Origin of the sequence: Micromonospora sp. NPDC049257, from assembly GCF_040678915.1 — a bacterium.
Classification (GTDB): Bacteria; Actinomycetota; Actinomycetes; order Mycobacteriales; family Micromonosporaceae; genus Micromonospora; species Micromonospora antibiotica.
In genome coordinates this window covers 1-5445 of record NZ_JBFAQU010000054.1, presented here as the reverse complement: position 1 = coordinate 5445, position 5445 = coordinate 1, and the positions used below count along the sequence as shown (strand labels likewise).

Sequence of the window (5445 nt, the reverse complement as noted above, 5' to 3'; positions counted from 1 at the left end):
CGAAAAACAGCATCACACTCCCACAACTCCCGACCCATACCCCACCACTGAGACCCCTGACCCGGAAACACAAACACCGTCCCACCCGACACCACCCGACCGGAAACGGAACTCCCCGCAGCGGCCAACGCCGCGCCGGAACCCGATCCCACGGCCGCCAGACCGGAGACCAACTCGGCGCGCGAATTGCCGACGACCACTGCTCGGTGCTCCCACCGGGAACGTTCCCGCACCAGTCCGGAAGCAATTCCGGCCAGCGATTCGCCGCGCTCGACGAGCCCGGCCAACCGCACCGCCTGGGCCCGCAACGCCTCCGCCGACCGCGCCGACAACACCAACGGCACCGGCCCCGCCGGCTCGTCGCCCGTAACCACGACCGGCTCCGGCACCGACTCCAGGATCACGTGCGCGTTGGTGCCGCTGATCCCGAACGACGACACGCCCGCCCGACGCGGCCCGTCACCGTCCCACATCCGCGCCTCGGTGAGCAGCTCCACCGTTCCCGACGACCAGTCCACGTGCGTGGTCGGCTCGTCGACGTGCAGCGTCTTCGGCATCACCCCGGCTCGCATGGCCAGGACGGTCTTGATGACGCCGGTGATCCCCGCCGCCGCCATCGTGTGACCGATGTTCGACTTCAGGGAGCCGAGGAACAGCGGACGCTCCGCGGAATGCTCCCGACCATACGTCGCCAACAACGCCTGCGCCTCGATCGGATCACCCAACCTCGTCCCCGTACCATGCGCCTCCACCACATCCACCTCACCCGCCGACAACCCCGCACCCGCCAACGCCTGACGAATCACCCGCTCCTGCGACGGACCATGCGGAGCCGTCAAACCATTCGACGCACCGTCCTGATTCACCGCACTACCCCGCACCAGAGCCAACACCCGGTGCCCGTTCCGACGCGCGTCCGACAACCGCTCCAACACGACGACCCCGACACCCTCACCCCAGCCCGTGCCGTCCGCCGACGACGAGAACGCCTTGCAGCGGCCGTCCACCGACAGACCGCGCTGCCGCGAGAACTCGACGAACATGCCGGGGGTCGCCATCACCGACACCCCACCGGCCAGCGCCAACGACACCTCACCCGACCGCAACGCCCCCACCGCCTGGTGCAACGCCACCAACGACGACGAACACGCCGTGTCCACAGTCACCGCCGGGCCCTGCAGGCCCAGCGCGTAGGCGACGCGCCCGGAGATGACGCTCGTGGACCTCCCGGTGAGCCGCAGCCCGTCCAGGCCCTCGGACACCTCGTGCAGCGGTGAGCCGTAGTCCTGGGCGAGCGCGCCGACGAAGACCCCCGTGGCCGAGCCACTCAGGGCCTCCGGCACGATCCCGGCCCGCTCGAGCGCCTCCCACGAGGTCTCCAGCAGCAGCCGCTGCTGCGGGTCCATCGCCAGCGCCTCGCGGGGCGAGATGCCGAAGAAGCCGGCGTCGAACTCCCCCGCCTCCGGCAGGAACCCGCCGTCGAGCACGTAGGTCTTGCCAGGGCGGTCCGGGTCGGCGTCGAAGAGGTCGACGAGGTCCCAGCCGCGGTCGTTGGGCGGTTCGCCGATCGCGTCGCCGCCGGTGGTCAGCAACTCCCACAGCTCGTCCGGTGAACCCACGCCGCCGGGCAGCCGGCAGGCCATGCCGACGATCGCGACGTGGTCGTCGTCGGTCGCGGTCCGGGTGGGCAGCGGCGCGTCCGTCACCGCCGGCCGGCCGCCGAGCAGTTCGTCCCTGAGGTACGCCGCCACTGCGGTCGGGGTGGGGTGGTCGAACACCATGGTTGCGGAGAGCCGGCTGCCGGTGGCCGCGCTCAGCCGGTTACGCAGCTCCACCGAGGAGAGCGAGTCGAAGCCGAGGTCCTTGAACTTCGCCGGGGCCGGGACCTGGGCGGCGGAGGCGTGACCGAGCACCGCGGCGGCGGTCTGCCGGACCAGCTCGACCAGCAACTGGTCGCCTTCCGCGGTGGGCAGCGCGATGAGCTGTTCGGCCAGGGCGTTGCCCGTCACCCGGGCCGCCGCGACCCGACGCTCACGCCGACCCACCAGGCTGGTGAGCAGCTCCGGGACGGCACCGGCCGCCGGCGAGCGCAGGGCGTCGAGGGCGAGCCGGGCCGGGACGGCCGTCGGCCGGTCGGCGGTGAGCGCGGCGTCGAACAGGGCCAGGCCGTCCTCGACGGTCAGCGGGGCCAGGCCGAGGCGGGCGATCCGGGCCACGTCGATGTCACCGAGCTGCCCGGTCATCTCACTGCGCTGGTCCCAGAAGCCCCAGGCCAGGGCCATCGCCGGGAGGCCCTCGGCACGGCGGGCGTGGGCCAGCTCGTCCAGGAACACGTTCGCCGCGGCGTAGTTGGCCTGGCTGGCGTTGCCGAGCAGACCCATGATGGAGGAGAAGAGGACGAACCCGGCAAGGTCACGGTGGCGGGTGGCCTCGTGCAGGTGCCACGCGGCGTCGGCCTTGGCACGCAGCACCGCCGCGACCCGCTCGTCGGTCAACGCGGGGACCAGGGCGTCGTCGAGCACCCCGGCGGTGTGCACCACAGCCGTCAACGGGTGCGCCGCCGGGACACCGGCCAGCAGGGCGTCCAGGGCGTCCCGGTCGGCCACGTCGACGGCGGCGACCTCGACCGTCGCCCCGAGTCCGGTGAGTTCGCCGACCAGCTCGGCGGCACCGGGGGCCGCCGAGCCACGGCGGCTGGCCAGCAGCAGGTGCCGCATGCCGTGGCGGGTGACCAGGTGGCGGGCGAGCAGGCCGCCGAGCGTACCGGTGCCCCCGGTGATCAGGACGGTGCCGTCGGGGTCCCAGGCGGCCGGTACGGTCAGCACCGCCTTGCCGATCTGGCGGGCCTGGCTGAGCTGGCGGAACGCGTCGGCGGCCGACCGGACGTCCCAGCACCTCGACGGCAGGTGGGTCAGCGTCCCCCGGGCGAAGCGGTCGACGATCTCGGTCAGGATGTGCTGGATCAGGTCCGGGTCCTGGCGACCGACCTCGATCAGGTCGAACGCCTGGTAACGGCGGCCGGGGTGGTCCACGGCGACCCGGTCCGGGTCACGCAGGTCGGTCTTGCCCATCTCGACGAACCGGCCGCCGTCGGCGAGCAGGCGCAACGACGCGTCGAGCAGGTCGCCGGCCAGGCTGTTCAACACGACGTCGACGCCACCCGGGGCAGCGGCCCGGAAGGTCGCCTCGAACCCGTCGGTACGCGACGAGGCGATCCGGTCGGCGGGGACGCCGAGGGCCCGTACCGCCGCCCATTTGGCGGGGCTGGCCGTGGCGTACACCGTTGCGCCGAGCTGGTGGGCCAGCTGCACGGCGGCCATCCCGACGCCACCGGCTGCGGCGTGGATCAGCACCGACTCCCCGGCGCGTAGGCCGCCCAGGTGGACGAGTCCGTAGTAGGCGGTCGCGAAGACGATCGGTACCGCGGCGGCCTGGGCGTACGACCAACCGGCCGGGATCGGCACGAGCAGCCGGTGGTCCACGGTGGCGGTGCCGGCGAACGACTCCGCCACCATGCCCATCACCCGGTCCCCGGGCCGCAGGTCGGTGACCGCCGTGCCCGTCTCGGTCACCACACCGGCACCCTCGATGCCCATCCGGGCCTCGCCGGGGTAGACGCCGAGGGTGATCAGGACGTCACGGAAGTTCAGGCCGGCGGCCCGTACCGCGATCCGGACCTCGTGCGGGGCGAGGGCGGCCGACCCGGTGACCGGGGTCTGCCCCGCCACGATGGTGAGACCGTCCACGCTGCCCGACCCGGTGCCGTCCAGTCGCCAGTCGCCCCCGGACACCGGCAGCACGCCGGGGCGCACCGGGGCCAGCCGGGGCACCCGCAGCTCCCCGCCGCGGACGGCCAGTTCGGACCGGTCGGTGGCGAGGGCGGCCGGCAGCGCGGCCAGCGAACGGGGGTCGTCGTCCAGGTCGAGCAGGAGGAACCGGCCCGGGTTCTCGGTCCGCGCCGAGCGCAGCAGCCCCCAGGCGGTGGCCTGGGCCGGCGGGGACGCGGTCGTGCCCGCGTCGGTGGTGACCGCGTACCGGCTCACCACGGCGAGCCGGGCGTCGGCCAGGTCCTCGGTGGCGAGCCACTCCTGGGCCAGGGTGAGCGCCCAGCTGGCGGCACCGTGCGCCGCGTCGACGGCCGGGCCCTGCGGGGCGTCGGGCCGGGTCACCACGACGACGTCGACCTGCCGTCCGGCGGCCACCAGGGCGGGCAGATCGGCGTAGTGGTCGGCGTCGGTCAGCACCGCGCCCAGACCGAACGGGTCCGGCCCGAGCAGGGCGCACCGCAGCGGCGACGGGTCGACGGTGCCACCGGTGGGCTCGGTGACCCAGTCGAGGCCGTACAACGGGGGCGCGTCGGGCCGGGCGGCCGTGCCGAGTCGGGCCGGGTCGACCTCGCGGAAGGTCAACGACTCGACGGTGAGCACCGGCTGGCCGGCGCCGTCGGCGGCGGTCAGGGTGATCGCCCCGGTCGCGGTGGGACGCAGCGACAGCCGCAGCATCGAGGCCCCGGCGGCGGCGAGCGTGACGCCCTGCCAGGCGAACGGCAACCGCAGGTCGTCCCTGCCGGCCAGCCGGTCACGGATGAGCACCGCGTGCAGCGCCGCGTCCAGCAGCGCCGGGTGCAGGCCGAAGCAGGCGGCGTCGGCGTGGGCCGCCTCCGGGAGCAGCACGTCGGCGAACACCTCGTCACCGCGCTGCCACATCGCGGTCAGCCCCTGGAAGGTGGGACCGTAGCGGTAGCCGCCGTCGGCCAGTTCGTCGTACGCGTCGCGCACGTCCACGGCGGTGGCTCCCTGGGGCGGCCACACCGCAGGGTGCGCCGGGGCGTCGGGGTCGGGGGATTCGGGGGCCAGCGTGCCGGTGGCGTGGCAGGTCCAGGCGGTACCGAGGTCGACGTCGGCGGCCCGGGAGTGGATGCTCATCTCGCGGCGACCGTCCCCGGCCGGCTCGTCGATCTCCACCCGGACGTGCACCGGCGTGCGGTCGGTCAGCACCAGGGGCGCCTGGAGGGTCAGCTCGTCGACGTGGTCGCAGCCGACCTCGTCGCCCGCACGCAGCGCCATCTCGACGAACGCGGTGCCGGGCAGCAGCACGGTGTCGCCGACGGCGTGCTCGGCCAGCCAGGGCTGGGCGGCGAGGGAGAGGGTGCCGGTGAGCCCGGTGACGGCGCTGCCGGCCAGCTCGACGACCGCGCCGAGCAGCGGGTGGGTGACGGCGGTCAGACCGGCGTGCGAGACGTCGGCCCCGCCGGGTGCGGTCGGGTTCAGCCAGTAGTGGCGGCCCTGGAAGGGGTAGGTGGGCAGGTCGACCCGGACAGCCTCCGGAACGACCCGACCCCAATCAACCTCCACCCCCGCAACAAACGCCTCACCCAACGACAACAACACCCGACCCACACCACCCTCACCCCGACGCAACGTCGGCACCACCACACCACCCGAA

The 5445-nt window shown here is 73.8% G+C and carries 1 protein-coding gene; it reads right to left on the bottom strand.

Features of this window, described 5'->3' with window-relative positions:
* The coding region (locus AB0K25_RS31635) for an SDR family NAD(P)-dependent oxidoreductase (RefSeq protein ID WP_363824001.1) at positions 1-5429 on the bottom strand (5429 nt) is incomplete at its 3' end.
* Between the last annotated feature and the right edge of the window lie 16 nt (positions 5430-5445).